This window comes from Enterococcus sp. CR-Ec1 (assembly GCF_002850555.1).
Taxonomy (GTDB): domain Bacteria; phylum Bacillota; class Bacilli; order Lactobacillales; family Enterococcaceae; genus Enterococcus_D; species Enterococcus_D entomosocium.
Window position 1 is genome coordinate 3,675,822 of the sequence record NZ_CP025223.1, and the last position, 15,907, is coordinate 3,691,728.

Annotated in this window: 14 protein-coding genes; 3 read left to right on the forward strand and 11 right to left on the reverse strand. The window is 39.1% G+C overall.

Going from position 1 to position 15,907, the window contains the following annotated elements; translation table 11 throughout:
• Nucleotides 1–171: 171 nt before the first annotated feature.
• Genes CXM95_RS17685 through CXM95_RS17695 form a run of 3 tightly spaced genes read left to right on the forward strand, consistent with a single transcriptional unit; the run spans nt 172 to nt 2,110 of the window.
• Nucleotides 172–507, forward strand: coding sequence for an ArsR/SmtB family transcription factor (locus CXM95_RS17685; RefSeq protein ID WP_086316684.1), 336 nt, complete (start codon nt 172–174; stop codon nt 505–507).
• On the forward strand, nt 504–1,196 hold the full coding sequence (locus CXM95_RS17690; protein ID WP_101699542.1) for a type 1 glutamine amidotransferase domain-containing protein: 693 nt from the start codon (nt 504–506) through the stop codon (nt 1,194–1,196). The genes CXM95_RS17685 and CXM95_RS17690 overlap by 4 nt, the downstream gene beginning before the upstream one ends.
• Nucleotides 1,181–2,110, forward strand: a complete 930-nt coding sequence (locus tag CXM95_RS17695; RefSeq protein WP_061053449.1) for an NAD-dependent epimerase/dehydratase family protein — start codon at nt 1,181–1,183, stop codon at nt 2,108–2,110. The genes CXM95_RS17690 and CXM95_RS17695 overlap by 16 nt, the downstream gene beginning before the upstream one ends.
• 493 nt (nt 2,111–2,603) lie before the next feature.
• On the opposite strand, the gene CXM95_RS17700 is transcribed toward CXM95_RS17695, so the two are convergent.
• The 11 genes from CXM95_RS17700 to CXM95_RS17750 all read right to left on the reverse strand — a co-directional run bounded on the left by CXM95_RS17700 (nt 2,604) and on the right by CXM95_RS17750 (nt 15,903).
• Nucleotides 2,604–3,473 carry an ROK family protein gene (locus CXM95_RS17700; RefSeq protein ID WP_061053450.1) on the reverse strand — a complete coding sequence of 290 codons (870 nt, stop codon included), beginning with the start codon at nt 3,471–3,473 and terminating at the stop codon, nt 2,604–2,606.
• A 51-nt stretch (nt 3,474–3,524) separates the two neighbouring features.
• The gene (locus CXM95_RS17705; protein WP_002323463.1) at nt 3,525–4,517 is read right to left on the reverse strand and encodes a LacI family DNA-binding transcriptional regulator; all 993 of its coding nucleotides are present in this window, start codon (nt 4,515–4,517) and stop codon (nt 3,525–3,527) included.
• 175 nt (nt 4,518–4,692) lie between these two features.
• Nucleotides 4,693–6,177: a glycoside hydrolase family 32 protein gene (locus CXM95_RS17710; RefSeq protein ID WP_002323464.1), complete on the reverse strand. Its 1,485-nt coding sequence runs from the start codon at nt 6,175–6,177 to the stop codon at nt 4,693–4,695.
• Nucleotides 6,178–7,785, reverse strand: a complete 1,608-nt coding sequence (locus CXM95_RS17715) for an ABC transporter substrate-binding protein (protein WP_061053451.1) — start codon at nt 7,783–7,785, stop codon at nt 6,178–6,180. It lies immediately after the preceding gene.
• A gap of 48 nt (nt 7,786–7,833) precedes the next feature.
• On the reverse strand, nt 7,834–8,718 hold the full coding sequence (locus CXM95_RS17720; RefSeq protein ID WP_005230433.1) for a carbohydrate ABC transporter permease: 885 nt from the start codon (nt 8,716–8,718) through the stop codon (nt 7,834–7,836).
• Nucleotides 8,719–8,733: 15 nt separating this feature from the next.
• Nucleotides 8,734–9,726, reverse strand: a complete 993-nt coding sequence (locus tag CXM95_RS17725; RefSeq protein WP_005233042.1) for an ABC transporter permease — start codon at nt 9,724–9,726, stop codon at nt 8,734–8,736.
• Between the two features lie 611 nt (nt 9,727–10,337).
• Nucleotides 10,338–11,972: a glycoside hydrolase family 43 protein gene (locus CXM95_RS17730; RefSeq protein WP_101699543.1), complete on the reverse strand. Its 1,635-nt coding sequence runs from the start codon at nt 11,970–11,972 to the stop codon at nt 10,338–10,340.
• A 27-nt stretch (nt 11,973–11,999) separates the two neighbouring features.
• Nucleotides 12,000–12,716, reverse strand: a complete 717-nt coding sequence (locus CXM95_RS17735) for a hypothetical protein (RefSeq protein ID WP_101699544.1) — start codon at nt 12,714–12,716, stop codon at nt 12,000–12,002.
• A gap of 9 nt (nt 12,717–12,725) precedes the next feature.
• On the reverse strand, nt 12,726–13,601 hold the full coding sequence (locus tag CXM95_RS17740) for a carbohydrate ABC transporter permease (protein ID WP_101699545.1): 876 nt from the start codon (nt 13,599–13,601) through the stop codon (nt 12,726–12,728).
• Nucleotides 13,602–14,486, reverse strand: a complete 885-nt coding sequence (locus CXM95_RS17745) for a carbohydrate ABC transporter permease (protein ID WP_101699546.1) — start codon at nt 14,484–14,486, stop codon at nt 13,602–13,604. It lies immediately after the preceding gene.
• Nucleotides 14,487–14,577: 91 nt separating this feature from the next.
• Entirely contained in the window at nt 14,578–15,903 is a 1,326-nt protein-coding gene (locus CXM95_RS17750) for an ABC transporter substrate-binding protein (RefSeq protein WP_101699547.1), read from the reverse strand.
• Nucleotides 15,904–15,907: the final 4 nt, after the last annotated feature.

The following is a 15,907-nucleotide window of genomic DNA, read 5'->3' on the forward strand; positions in this document are numbered from 1 at the left end:
AAAGGATCAAATGCTCTTATGCTTTTCCATTATTATCTATTTGCTTACAGAACATTCTAATCTCCTTAGCGATGGTGGAGAAGAGGAATGCTCTCGAGCTTCTTTCATTGCAAAAATCTCCTTTAAATGGTTTAATGGTTTAAACTTTTAAACGATAATGGAGAGACAATTATGATAGATTATGCCAATCTGCAACAAGATTTTTCTGAGTTAAGTGATTTTTTAATCGCGCTAGGTGACAAAAAAAGACAAGCTATCATCATTCGGTTGCTAGAAGCGGAAAATTGTGCTGGCTTACAGGTCACTTCCTTATTAGAGGCCACCAATTTATCTAGACCCGCCATTTCACATCATTTGAAAATCTTAAAAGAAGCCAAAATCGTGAATTTCAGACAAGAAGGAACAAAAAATTATTACTATCTCGATCATGAGCAAACAGAAATAAAAAAACTCCAATCCTTTTTAACGAAAGTCCTTCACATTATGAACGAGAGGGACCATTCATGAAGAAAGTATTAGTTGTTGAAACAAACATTCAAAAATATGCTGGCACGAGCGAGGCTACCGGACTTTGGTTAGGAGAAAGTGCCGAGTTTCTATATGAAGTCTATCAACAAGGGATTGATGTTGATTTCGTAAGTCCATTAGGAGGCTTTGTTCCTCTAGATCCAAGAAGCATGAAATATATAGATCAAGCCATTATGAACATTTATCTGGAAGAAAATTTCATTCAAAACGGCTTGATTCAAACGAAAAAACCCGCAGAAGTAAATCCAAATGACTACCATGCGATTTATTTTACCGGAGGGCATGGTGTCATGTGGGATTTTCCTGATAATAAAGAGCTGCAAGAACTCGCTTTAGCCATTTATGAAAACAATGGGTATATTTTATCTGTTTGCCACGGAATCGCTGGTTTACTAAATATAAAAGATAGAGAAGGAAGCTTTTTGATTTCTGGGAAAAAAATCACAGGATTTACGAAAACCGAAGAATTTCTCGCCGGGAAAATGAACAAAGTTCCTTTCTTTAATCAAACCGCCGCAGAAGAAAGAAACGCTCAATTCAAAAAAAGACGCTTTTATAAAGCATTTGCCCTAAAAGATGGGCGGATCATCACTGGCCAAAATCCTTTTTCTGTACGTGCTGTAGCAAAACTATATCTTGAGGAGGTACAGTCATGCAAACAATTTTAGGAAGCAATGGACAAATCGGCTATGAACTAGCAAAAGAACTATACAAAAATTACACAAATGAGCTTCGGCTAGTTAGCCGGAAGCCTCAAAAAATCAATCCTACAGATCAGATCGTTTCCGCAGATTTGATGGACTTTTCGCAAACGAAAAAAGCGATTGAACATAGTGAGATTGTTTACTTCACTGTTGGGTTACCGATGGATGCAGAGCTGTGGGAAACCAATTTTATGAAAATCACAGAAAATGTCATCCGCGCTTGCCAAGAAGCACAGAGCAAACTGGTTTTTTTTGATAATACTTATATGTATCCAAAGGATCGTACCCCCCAAAAGGAAGACACGCCATTTTCTCCAGCAGGCAGGAAGTCCCTCGTACGCTCTAAAATGGCTCAATTGGTTTTATCCGAGATGGAAAGTGGCCGTTTAGATGCGGTGATTTGTCGAGCCCCCGAGTTTTACGGCCCAGGCAAGACCCAGAGCATTACCAATACACTCGTCTTAAACAATATAGTCCACAATGCTCCCGTCAAAATACCTGTCAATAAGGACACTTTACGCACACTTATATGGACACCTGATGCTAGCCGAGCAATGGCCCTTATCGGAAATACGCCTAGTTCCTATGGCCAGACTTGGCATTTGCCCTGTGATACACCTCATAGTTTCCAAGACATGATCGATCTCGCCGAAAAAATTGAAGGCAAACCATTGAAATACCGTGTCATTCCTTTGTGGCAATTTAAACTTGCTAAGCTATTCAGTAAAAACGCGCGCGAACTAAGTGAGTTATTACCTAGATACACGGTGGATAATCTTTTTGTCTCTGATAAATTCAAAAAGGCATTTCCTCATTTTAAGATCACAACGTTTGAAGAAGGCATTAGGCAGGTACTTGTTGAGAATAGGGCAGGATGACTGACAACACTTTATTAACCCCAATGAAGAGAATGACTGATGAGAAGCTACCCAGCTTTTAGTAAATCAAATTCAAAGGATGTTCGCGTTTGTAGAAAGTTGAATCTTTACCGTTAGCAAAACCGTTCATTACACCGTCACTATTATTAATAAAAAGGATATTCATCCCACCCAAACACAATTAGCACAGGAATATAGAAAGCCAATTAGGCGTAGGCCTAATTGGCTTTAATAAGACATTCTGTTTCCTTTTTCTTTGCTCGGGCTAATAGAAAAAAAACAAGCACTAAGAAGTAATTTTGAGGCAGCTAGACAACAATATAACTGAAGACGAGAACGAAAGAAAAAATTCTTATTTGCGACATTCGATTACGCAAAAAATATATATGAACATCTATTATTAGCCATCCTTTTTTCTAACTCACATTTTAGTTAACCTTTTTATCTATCCCAACTGCTATAAAAACTCTCTCACACGTTCTTTAACATGCTACTATTGTTCCAACTTCTTTATTGCTAAAGCTAAGCAGCCGATCAAACCTGCATCGTCAGCAAGCATTGGAGTTAGTAAGTATTCTTCAAGAGCAGGGGTATCCACATAGGAACCCATTTTTTCTTTAAACGCTTGGCGAATCAACTCGAGTAGTTGCGGCTGTTTCATTACACCCCCACCTAAAATTATTACTTCCGGTGCATATAGTAACGTTGTGTTATACACACACTGAGCAAGATAATCTGCCTCAATCGCCCAATAAGGATGATCAAATGAAATGGTCTGGGCTTTTCTTCCAAAGCGTTTTTCAATCGCGGGCCCTGAGGCTAACCCTTCCAAACAATCATGATGAAAAGGACAGATTCCTTCAAATTGATCTTCATTATGACGTTGTAAGAGCATATGTCCCATTTCAGGATGACTGAAACCTGTGACTATTTTTCCATCGACTACAGCACCACCACCAACACCAGTACCAACGGTGTAATAAAGAACACTATTTTTACCTTTTCCATACCCTGCCATATATTCTCCATAACAAGCAGCATTTACATCGGTAGTCCAATAGATGGGAACCGACAAGGCGTTTTCCAAAGCTCCTACAAAATGATAATTTTGCCAAGCTACCTTCGGAGTGTTGGTGATATATCCGTAAGTTCTTGATTCGATTTGAATATCAATTGGCCCAAATGCTCCTACACCAATTGATGCGATATTTCCTTTGTACTTATCAAAGAAATCAAACACTTGCTTCATCGTTTCTTCTGGTGTTGTGGTAGGAAAACTTTTCCGTTCTATCACTTGTAATTGTTCATTACCAATCCCACAGACAAACTTTGTTCCACCAGCTTCAATTCCACCATATAACATTTTATCTACACCTTTCATTCACTTATCTTCAAAAAAAGAAACGTATTTGCACTAAGCAAAATCGTTTCTCACTAAAGGTTTCGTTGTGCCACCTTCGCCAAATTCAATCGGCAATACGGTACGTTTTTCTACTGTCTCTCCATTAATGACAGCAATTAATTTTGCCACTGCCACTTCCGCCATTTGCTTTGTAGGTTGGGCAATTGTTGAGACGAGATAAGGGTCTCCTTCTGTCATCTTTTGACCATCAAATCCGATAACTTGGACATCCTCTGGTACGTTTTTCCCTATTTTTTCAAGCATACCAATGACAGCTAATGCCATCGGATCGTTGATCGTAAAAATCCCATCGATATCAGGATTCTCTAACAAAAAATTTGTTACACGTTCTGAGAGATGGTCTAAAGGTTCTAACATATCTAACGCTTTATAGGAAATCCCCAGTTGACGGCACTCGATCTCAAAATATTTTCGACGACTCTTCGTTTCATTCGGTGTTTCTTGGTACCCACCGATATATGCTACATTCTGACATCCTCGGCGATAAAGTTCATTTGCAGCCAAACGTCCACCGGCCGCATTGTCAGCGGTCACATAAATCACCTCTTCAGTGAAATAACGGTCAATACTAACAAAAGGCAGATTACTCGAAATGTATTCATCGATATCTGAATAAGTAATTCCAATGATGCCGTCTACTTTATTTTGGCTGACCATCTGGATATATTCTTGTTCTTTTTCACTATTCCCACTGGAGTTACACAAATAAAGCTTGTAGTTTTGTCTTTCTAATGCTGTTTCTACATGGTAGGCAAATTCGCCAAAAAATGGATGCCATACAGTGGGTAGAATCAAAGCAACCGTATTCGTATGCTTCATCTTTAACCCCCGGGCATAAAAATCTGGTTGATAGTTTAACTCTGTCATTGCTGCTTCAACTTTTTCTCTAGTAGAAGCTTTAACAGAGCCGTTATTCAATACCCGGGAAACAGTTCCTACTCCGACACCTGCTAATTTTGCGACATCTTTCATTGTTGCTTTCATAGTTGATCCCTCACATTTCTGCACAAGTTTAGTATAATGAATTTTGTCATAAATTACTAATTTTTTCAAAATACTAATAGCAAAGCCATGGGAAATCTAGCTATCTGTTCTTTTCTAAAAAATTATCCTTCAAAACCTATTAAATAATTGATTCATCGCCTAAGCAATCAAACATTTATTTCACACTCGCTGTTTCAAAAGCTTGAATACGACTTTCTCCGATCGAATGAAATAAGATATCTCGAGCTTTTTCCAGCTCATAGAAAGTAGCCGTCATAACTTCTAAACCATTAATAAAGACTTCAACTGATGAGGTATCTCTAAAAATCTCAAGAACGAGCTGATTATCAATCAAAGGTATTTCAACTTTTCGGACATTCAGAGGGTCTTCTTCCGCCCCTGTAAGCTCTCTTCCTAGTTTCTGACGATCCAATTCAAAAACCTGTTTAGCAGTGTCATAAGTTAGTTTGAGACAATCCGTCTTAGACCGCAGTAATTCAATTGTAAAAACTTCTGCTTTCTCCAAATCTGCGACTAGATGTAAATATGAAGAATCAGACAGCGCGTTTCGAAATACGACTGATGTGTCAGTCACTGCAATATTTTCACTGCCTTGTTGATAAACTAAATGACTATATACAGTTGAGATGGGTTTTTGTACCAATCGATTTTTTTTCACTCTTAACTCTCGGGGCAAACTCATAGAGCCTGCCCAAAGATGGCCTAACTCATGTGTAGGCAATGTACGATCCCACATCTGCATCCAAGCAATCATCACCCGTCCACCATTAGGATCTGTTGTTGTTTGTGGTGCATAAAAATCCATTCCAAAATCCATTTCATGGAAATTATCAACTATCATCTGACCTGTTTCCCAGTCTACCTCACCAATACAAGCCATGGTAGAACTGATATTATGATATTCCAGTCCGTTCTTCTTAATTTGTATCGGTGACATGATTAAGACATCTCGTCCGTCTAAATGGAATAAGTCAGGACATTCCCACATTATTCCTTGCTCTGAAGTCCCTTCTAGCAACACAGAGTAAAAGTGCCAAGTATACAAATCTGACGATTGAAACATCACTATTCTACCAGTAGACTGTGTAGATTTAGTAGCTACTACCATATAGTAAGCATCGTTGTGAACAATTACTTTAGGATCACGAAATTCTTGTATCAGCCCATTCTCACCTAGCTGTTTTTCTGCTACCACAGGATTACCACTGTATTTGCTAAAATGAATACCATCTTCAGAGACCGCCAAACATTGATGCTGATGGCTAATACCATCAATTTCTTGACAGCCTGTATAAAATAAATATAGTTTTCCGTCTCTTTCAATTGCACTTCCTGAGAAACACCCGCCGCTGTCATAAGGTTGATCTGGGGCTAACGCTACTGGTAGATCTTCCCAATGGACCAAATCACTACTGCGCGCATGCCCCCAATGCATGGGCCCCCATCGACTATCGTAAGGATAGTATTGATAGAAGAGATGGTAATGCCCTTTGTAATATATAAACCCATTGGGGTCATTTATCCACCCGATGGGTGCGGAAAAATGATAGTTTTGTCGATACTGAGGGTTAACTTTTCCTCGCATCATTTCAATAAATCGATTTGCTTTATCCAAAATCGCCGTTTCTTCTACTAACACTTATTGTGCTCCCTTCAAAAAATTATCATAGCCAGTTTGTTTTATTTGAATCCATTCTTCCAAACCTACACGTTCCAATTCAGCAAGGTATTCTTCCCATTCTTCATCGATTTTACCGCCGGTGATCCACTCTGCTCTTTTGCGATAGATGTAATCCCACATATCTGTTTCAATTTTTGCTAATCGATCTGTTTCTTCTTTTTCTAAAAAGACACGTGGATAGATATTGTCTTCTGTAATATATGGCAAATACGTGTCATGCATCAAATCTAAACGCCACTTCGCATCATCTGGCATAGTAGTGACTGTGCCGTAATAAGAATCAAGAACTGCTAATGGTCCTCCAGCTTCGGTCTTTTGTCTTAGTTCTCCCGGTGCTGTCCCCTCTAAAGGCAAATGTTTTAACATACCATCCTTTAATTCAAAAATATTCGCCTGTGCTTCATCACCGTAGGTTCCCCAGTTATTTTGGACAGACTGTAACGGTTCATACATTTTATCTATCCACCTAGCTGTAAGTTCCAAGTTTTTATTCGCACTAGTAATTACGAAACGATCTCTTGAGAAACCCATGCCATTCGTACGAGTAACGTGTTTCGTTCCATCTGGTCCCGCTAAGACTGGCAAGACGTCATAACTATCATCTGCACCCGTGATATTTGCTTTATCCCAAGTAAAGTACACGCCATACTTATGTTCTTTCCCTTTGGCAACATACGTATTCCAATCTTGTTCGAAAGCCTCTTTATCAATAAGACCTTTATTATTCATTTCATTGAAATATTTGATGGCTTCTTTATACCCTTCTTTGTTAGCAGTAAATTGTACCTGGCCATCGTTATCAACGACTAAGTGGTCATCATTATCACCTAGACCGAATGCCCCCATTAAAAATTTTAAGTCTTCGTTTCCTCCATTGTTAATAAAGCTAAAAGGAATTTCATCTGCTTCACCATTACCATTTGGATCTTGCGTCTTGAAAGCCTCCAACACAGTCATCAACTGATCAGTGGTTTGCGGCATTTCAAGACCCAAATTATCCAACCACTCCTTGTTGATCCAAGCCATCCCATTTACTGTATGAATCGACTCTTTTCCTTCGCCTAATTCTTCAATCCAAGGCATAGAGTAAATGTGACCATCAGGTGCAGTAGACATTTGTCGGTATTCGGGGTTTTCATCAAAAATTTTCTTCAGATTTGGCATATATTCTTCGATCAAGTCTTCAATCGGTACAATAACGCCACTTTCCGCCCAGTTTAATAAATCATAGTCACCTGCAGCGGCGTTGAAGATGGCATCTGGTAAATCCCCACTAGCGATATCCAAATTTCTTTTTTCGGCAAAATCACTACTGTAGTTTGTCCAATCAATATGGAGATTGGTCTCTTCTTCTAATCGTTGGAAAATCAATTTGTCATTAGGATCATTGGGAGCCAAAGGGGCACTTTGAGACATCATTTTTAAAGATACTTTTTCTTTCAATGGAAAAGAGACATTTTCTAGTTCATAATCAGGGCTTGATTTACTCTTTTCTTTTGAGCCTCCACAAGCCCCCAAAATTAGTACGGAAGTAAAAACGATTGGCAGCATCCATTTTGCTTTCATCTTAAAATCTCCTTTATAATTTTTATTCATACAAATAGTGAACAATACTTACCCTTTAACAGAACCAACTAAAACACCTTTATCAAAATATTTTTGGAAGAAAGGATACATTATGATTAATGGCAGACTAGAAATGACGATCGTTGCGTATTTGATCAACTCAGCAATTTGTTTCATTTCTGCCATGGCAGTATTGGCTCCCACCATGTCTTGTGAAGGTTGGTTTTGGATCAAAATATTTCTTAATACGAGTTGCAACGGCTGTAAGTCGGGATCTTTGATGTAAATCATGGCATCAAAATATGAGTTCCATTGCCCAACAAAGGCATATAAAAACAATACGAACATAATTGGTTTAGCTAATGGAAGCATGACTTTGAACAGTATTTGCAAGTCATTGGCGCCATCGATAGTAGCAGCTTCAGAAAGTTCTTTTGGCAAAGCACTAAAATAGGTACGGGCTAAGATAATATTCCACACATTTATAGCACCTGGTACGATAATCGCCCATACACTATCTAACATGCCCAAGTTCTTTACCAATAAATAGGTAGGTATCAAGCCGCCACCCACGAACATTGTAATGACAAAAAAAGTCATAATAATCTTTTTCCCCGCCAAGTTAGGTCGAGACAAAGGATACGCAGTGATCATCGTAATAAATACAGTCAATAAGCTGAAGCTAAAAGAGTAAAACAACGAATTTACAAAACCGCGTAAAATGGAATCATCTGCAAATACCCGTTGATATCCTTGTATTGTCCAATCTTTCGGATTGAAGCTTATACCTTTATTGATCAAAGTAGCTGGGTCCATAAAAGAAGCTACCAGTACATAAATCAGCGGAACAATGGTGATGACGACTAAAAAAGTTACAATCACTCGATTCAACCATAAGATTTGACGGTCGATTTTTGATAAAGCACTATTCATAATTTTCTCCTTTCATTACAAGCCTTGACCATCGTTTAGCCGCTTGGTTATATTGTTGACAATCAGTAATAAAACGACATTAATAATCATATTGAACAGACCAACAGCAGCAGAGTAGGCATAATCACCTGATTGCAAGCCGACTTTGTATACATAAGTGGAAATGATTTCTGAGGCAGGGATGTTCATTGAAGTTTGCATCAAGTAGGCTTTTTCATATCCTACATTCATAATACCGCCGGCGGCCAAGATGAAGCTGATCACCATCACAGGCCTCAATGCAGGCAAATCGATATGCCAAATCTTTTGTAAAATATTTGCCCCATCGATATTTGCTGCCTCATATAAATCGGTACTGACTCCCGCCAGCGTCGCGGTGTAAAGAATGGATGACCAGCCGATTCCTTGCCAAATTCCCGATAAAATATAAATCGTTCTGAAATAAGCTGGATTAGACATGAACATAATTGGTTGCCCCGTAACCTTTTCTACTAACCCATTAATAGGTCCATTTGCGGATAGGAACAAAAACAGCATCCCCACGATAATAACTACTGAGATAAAATTCGGCGCATATAGAATCAACTGGATTTTCTGTTTTATTTTTTTATTGATAATTTGATTCAAGCTCAGTGCTAAAATAATTGGTGGAAAAAAACCTAACAATAAACCATAAATGCTAATTTTTAATGTGTTGCTCAGCAAAAGCGTAAAATTTGGTGAACTGATAAATTCCCTAAAGTGATCTAGTCCTACCCAAGGACTTTCCAAAATTCCTAGCATAGGATTATAGTCTTTAAATGCAATCACAGCACCGTACATTGGCACATACTTAAAGATAAACGTCATGATGATACCTGGTAAGAGCAACAAGTACATCCACTTATCACGCCGCAACTGTTTCTTTAATTTTTCCCACTTCGAGATATTTTTTTTATCCCGTTGTACCGCCCTTATCTCACCACCTGGTCCCAATGTCTTTTCCAATTCAATCTCCTCCCAATACATTTTAGAAACGTTTCCATTTTCGTCTAAAAAAATAAAAATTTAACGAAGATGCATTTTGGAAACGTTCCCACTATTTTCGTTTATAGATTACCATAGCCATTTTTTTAAGTCAATATTTTTTTGTAATTATTCTTTCACCCCCACTAAGCTTTCGTCAATTCATTTATGGTTTACGAAAATTGTTAAAAATTAAGGATCTCGATTATTTCATTAATCCTATTTTTCTCTACTTTTCTAGCATTCTTCTTTTATGAGTTTACTTATCACAACTCGCATCCTCTAATCTCTTTTCTACCAATCATTCACTATTTAACCGTTCCAATCGGAAGATTATCTGGTTAATTATTTAAAAATAGCTCGGATTCACCTTTATTTTTTGCTTTTTAACTAACTAAAAGCGAAAAGATAAGAGTTAGATATGTAAATGTATATAAGGTTAGGAGCTGTTAGATGAGCTTTATAGGGGAATCTTGGACAAGTAAGGTCGCCAATCAAAATTTAAAAAATGTGTAGCACCTAAGAGTATTCACTTTTTCATCCGCCAACTGAAAGAAATTAGCGAAAAAGAGTAAACTTACAAAAAATGAGTTTACTCTAGATCAATATAATAATTAACTGCGCCCTTCCTCATCCATCTCTCGATAATCAAATTCATAAAACACAGCTTTTGTGTCATAGCCTGCATAGTCAACCGCTGCTAGTCCGACAAATGCTCCGGTGAAGAAGCCGCCGCAAGTTTGTAATACATAATCATCCGATAGAATAGCAGAATCAAATTCGATTGGTAAATCTTGCCATGTTTCTCCATCAAAGGAATAGGCATATCTATAGGTCTGCTTGCGGACTTTTGTTTTGAACCATAGAAAATCCACAGCATCTGGAATGGTAATCGCATTTTCTCTTAAGTAGGACGTATAGGTTCCTTGATTGTTTTCAGCTACTTCAATTACTTTTCCATTTTCTTCATTCCAAGTGATAAAAATGAAGGACCAGTGTTGGTCATTATAGTAATTGGTTAGTCCTGCCATTTGTTGGTAAGAAAATGGATCAAATTTTACTTTTGTTATTGCATCAAAATAAAAGGTTTGCCAACGGCGTGCGATCATTGAAAGATCATGATGATTTGTTAAGCTTCCTTTTCCAATTAGTTCTAGTTTCCCATCGCCTACACTGCCCATTTCTGCTGAAAATGGTACACGAAGGGTCTGCCAGTTTTTATTTAGCTGCTTCTCACTAAAGTCATCATAATGAGAGCGGCTACTCAAAACTTCGGTAGGTGCTGCATCTTTAGGAGCCTCCACGCTTGTTTGTCCCCCATGTCCACCAACGATTCTTGGCCAGTCTTCAGAATCCCATTCAACTTTTTGAATGGCAGTCTCACGTCCTAAAGTTGACCATCCGCGAGGATTTGTCACCGACTCGTTTTCTCGATGTAAGGGTCTGGCACATAGCGATGCATAGTACCATTCGCCTGACGGAGTAGACACAAGTGCCCCATGTCCTTGCTTTTGCAAGTATGAATGAGGCGTATCGTAATTGGTTAGAAACGGACCATGAGGATCGGTTTCGAACGAATCAGCTTCCAGTGAAGAGGATCTAGCTACGACTTCTTGATGGGTAAAGACAGTTCCACCTTCTGCCACAAATAAATAGTAACGCCCATTTATTTTGTATAGATGCGGACCTTCAACTAATCCTACATTCGTTCCTTCATAAATCATTCGAGCAGTTTCTGGTTTCAACTGCATGGTTTCTACATCAAATTCGGTCAGTGTAATGCCATTGAAAGGATTTTTATACTCTCGATGATCCCACGTCTGTTGCACGAGGTATTTTCTGCCATCCTCATCATGAAACAGAGAGGGATCAAAGCCAACGCCATTCAATCGAATCGGTGTAGTCCACGGTCCATGGATGTTCGTTGCGGTAGTCAAATAGTTGGTCATGTCCTTAAATGCCCCATCCACAACTTTGACGTCGGTAAACACCAACCAAAATTTGTTGTCTGCATAGGATAAGTCTGGTGCCCATATTCCACCAGACGACGGATTTCCCTTCATGTCTAGCATCTCTACTGAATCGAGAGGAGCATCCAGCAGTTTCCAATGGACCAAGTCTTTTGATTCGTGCAAACGAATCCCAGGGAACCATTCGAACGTTGAATTAGCTAGATAGTACGTATCTCCTACTCGGATGATGGATGGATCAGGATGAAAGCCGGATAAGACAGGATTTTTTATTTTCATAGAAACACCTCTTTTTTTAAATTTAAGCTACAGTTTTTGATTAGTATTCATTTCAAGCCGTTCGCTCTTGTTGTCCCACTCCTCAAAAAACAAATCAAGTGAAAATCGTCGAATCAAATTACGATACACGCCGTAATTGATTACACCACTAAGAAAACAAAGATACGCCAAAGAGAAATACTGCATTAAGAAAATTGACAGTCCAATAAATGCACTATTATAAACAGTGACTGAAGGCAATCGGTAGCTTATCAGCAATGACCATTCTATTTTCTTCTTAAATGGGATTTGAGCGACGCGAGAATCGCTTGAGATCAGTAAGACAAAGAGCATACTGCTTAATAAAAAACAGCTCGTAAGGACAAATGGCAAAAACATAACAGAGCGTTGATATAATATCAGTATTTTCAGTCCAAAGAGGATCAAGAGAATGATCAGAGAATACAAGAAATATAATCCCCAGTTTTTCTTCAAGCATTCTCGATAGTACTGAAAATAGTTCTTTGTATTCGATAAATGCTCTGGGTTGTTAAATAAGCCGAATTGAGCGGACAGACTTGCAATTAAAAATACTAGGGGTACCCAAAAGAAGACAATATTATTCAGAGTCAATCGAAGAAAAAACAAGTGCATCAGGAGTAAACTATTCGACAGGATGAAATACAGCTGATAAACCAAAAGCCGATAGGCTGAGTGGACGATGGTAACGGTCCACTCAGAAATAGCGTGAAAGAAAGGATTCATACTTACCTCCTATCCTTTGATACCCGAACTTGTGACACCTTCGACAAAATACTTTTGCGCGCTGAAGAATAAGATGATTGCTGGCAATAATGAGATCACCGACATTGCAAACACTTGATTCCATGGGGTATTAGTAGATGGGTCAACGTTGAGCCGCAACGCAAGAGATACTGGGAATTTGTCTTGTGAAGTGATATAAATCAATGGACCTAAGAAATCACTGAAACTCCAAACGAATTGAAAAATCACACAAGAAATCAGGGCAGGTTTTAATGCCGGAATCAGGACACGCCAGAGAACACCGAAAGAAGAACAACCGTCAACGATCGCTGCTTCATCGAGATCCCGTGGAATTGAACGCATAAACTGGATCATCATGAACACGAAGAAGGGTTCTTGTCCTAAAAATGAATTGGCCAGTAACGGAACATACGTATCTAATAGATCCAAGCGATTCCAGAAGAGATACAAGGGGATTCTGGTTACGACTTGAGGTAAAAACATCGTTGCCATTAACAACGAGAACATGATTTTCTTGAATGGAAAGTCAAACCGAGCAAATCCATAGGCTGTAAGAGTCGCCGAGACAACGGTAAAAAGAATCTTTGGAATGACGTATTTAAAGGTATTGATAAAATACAAGGTGAACGTATAATCGCCCTTGGTGTTCCAACCATCAATATATGCTTGGAAATCGATCGTTGAAGGAATGAAGCCGATTGATGTGAAAATCTCTGTGTTCGTTTTGAAGGACGCTCCAACCATCCAAATAATTGGATACAGCATAATCAGTGCAACGACCGTCAACAAAACATAGCGAATCAGTGCTTGACCATGCTTATTCGAGTGCTTCTTTTTTGCAGATGCTACAGGGGTTGCCTCCATTTATTTCCCACCTCCATCAGAATAATAGACCCATCGTTTTTGGCTCGTGAAAAGAAGAACCGTTGAACAAACAATCAACGCAAACAACACCCAACTTGCCGCACTTGCGTAGCCCATATCAAATTCTTTAAATGCTTTATCATAAATAAACATCGAGGACAGATACGTGACATTGAGGGGACCACGACCGGTGACAATAAAAGGACCGTTAAATTCTTGAAAGGCATTGTTTAGCTGCATCACTAAGTTGAAAAAAATGGTTGGTGTGATCAAAGGAATCGTAATTTTGAAGAACTGGGTCACCCTTGATGCGCCGTCCAAACTCGAGGACTCATACAAATCCTGGGGGATTTCCTTCAATGCAGCTAAGAAAATCAACATTGAGGAACCAAATTGCCACACTTTCAAGAGAATCAAGACGACCATTGCGCCTGTAGGTGTCGATAACCAGTTAATTGGCTCGATGCCAACGGTTCCTAGAAAAATATTCACCAAACCTTCTGGTTGAAACATTGATCGCCAAAGCACACCAACGGCCACGTTTCCTCCTAGAATCGAGGGAATATAATACGCCGTCCGATAGAAATTGATGGCTTTTAATTTGAAATTCAGGATAAACGCAACGAACAACGCAAACCCTAGTTGAAAAGGCACAGTAAACACTGTATAAATCAGTGTCGCCCGCATCGAATCAAGAAACGTTTGATCCTTAAAGAGATTCACATAATTTTGAATGCCTAAAAATGCAGGTGTCTGTCCGACACGAGCCAAAGAATAATCGGTCAGTGAGTAATAAAATGAGGACAAGATCGGCCAAGCGGTCAACAGTAAAAAGCCAATCATCCAAGGGGTTACATAGATCAAGCCCACTTTTTCCTTTTTCATAAAATCCCTCCAAACTTTTTGACAACGATTCACGACACTTCATGGAAGCAAACAAAAGCCATTCACTCCCATAAAGCATGCAGATAGTTGCCTATTGCAATTTATAGTCTTTCGCAAGCTTTTCGGCTTGTTCTTTTGTTTTCGTGTAGACGTTGCGAGCAGCTGTTTCTAAATCCGTTCGTCCTAATTCGACAGCTTCCATTTCTGCAGTGTAAATAGTCGTTAAGGTACCATCTTCATAGAACGGCGTCTGGTTGATTTTTGCGACACTTTGGGCGTACTCAAAGCCTTCTTTCATCACGCCTGATAATTGTCCATCTTCCGTCAATACTTCGATCGCTTTGCTTGAAGCAGGAATCCCTCTGGAAAGACCCAAAATTTTATTTGCTTCCTCGCCATTTAAAAGTTCATTTAAAAATGTTCCTACTTCTTCTGGATGTTCGACATTTTTCCGAACGGCAAAAAGCAGTGAAGGTTTTGACATTAAATTCACCTCGGTGCCGCCTTCTGCGATTGGGTAGTCAACGACAACCATTTCATCCCCTACTTCTTTCAATGCTTCATAATTAGAAGACATACTGGCATTCCAATCGATGCCGCCCGCATATTGTCCTTCAATCCACTTTTTGTTGGTGGCTAAGGATACCGGTTCTGAGCCGACATTTTCTAAATAATCTTGTCTTGAAACGAAGACCCCAGCATCTGCCATTTCCTTATACCAAGTCATCGCTTCTAAATAGTCTTGTTCTGTCCAATTCATATTTCCTTGTTCATCAAACTCAGACGTTCCAGTCTTTTGTTGCAACCAAATGGTTACTGGAAAACGCCAAGTTGGGGATACGACACAAAAGGTCCCTTCTGGTAACTTCTTAGCGGCTTCCACATAATCGTCCCACGTCTTCAATGTAGTGACATCAATACCATGTCTTTCATATTCGGATTTGTTTAAATACATAACTAAAGTATTTTCCCCATAAGGAACGGCAACCTGCTTTCCATCAACTTGTCCGAATGCCAAAAAATCAGGATCATAGGTGGACAGATCCAAACTATCGATTGTATTAAGATCATAAAACCCGTCATTTTGCCCGAATTGCGGCACCCAATTGTAGAGTAAAGTCGTGATATCCGCCAAAGTATTGCCAGCATACCTCGTCGTGAATGCTTGATCCAAATCGCCAAAGCCGCTTGGCTCTCCTTTTACTGCAATTTCAGGATGCTCCTTTTCAAAATGAGCGATCATCTCTTGGGTTGCCTGATGGCGATCGTCATTTCCCCACCAACTAAAGCTGATTTCTACTCGATCACCACTCCCCGTTGTCTCAGTCTTTTTTCTCCCAGCATTGCATCCAGCCAACACCAACGATATCGAAAGCAAAGAACCTACCACTATCAATTGTTTTTTCCATTTTTTCATCACT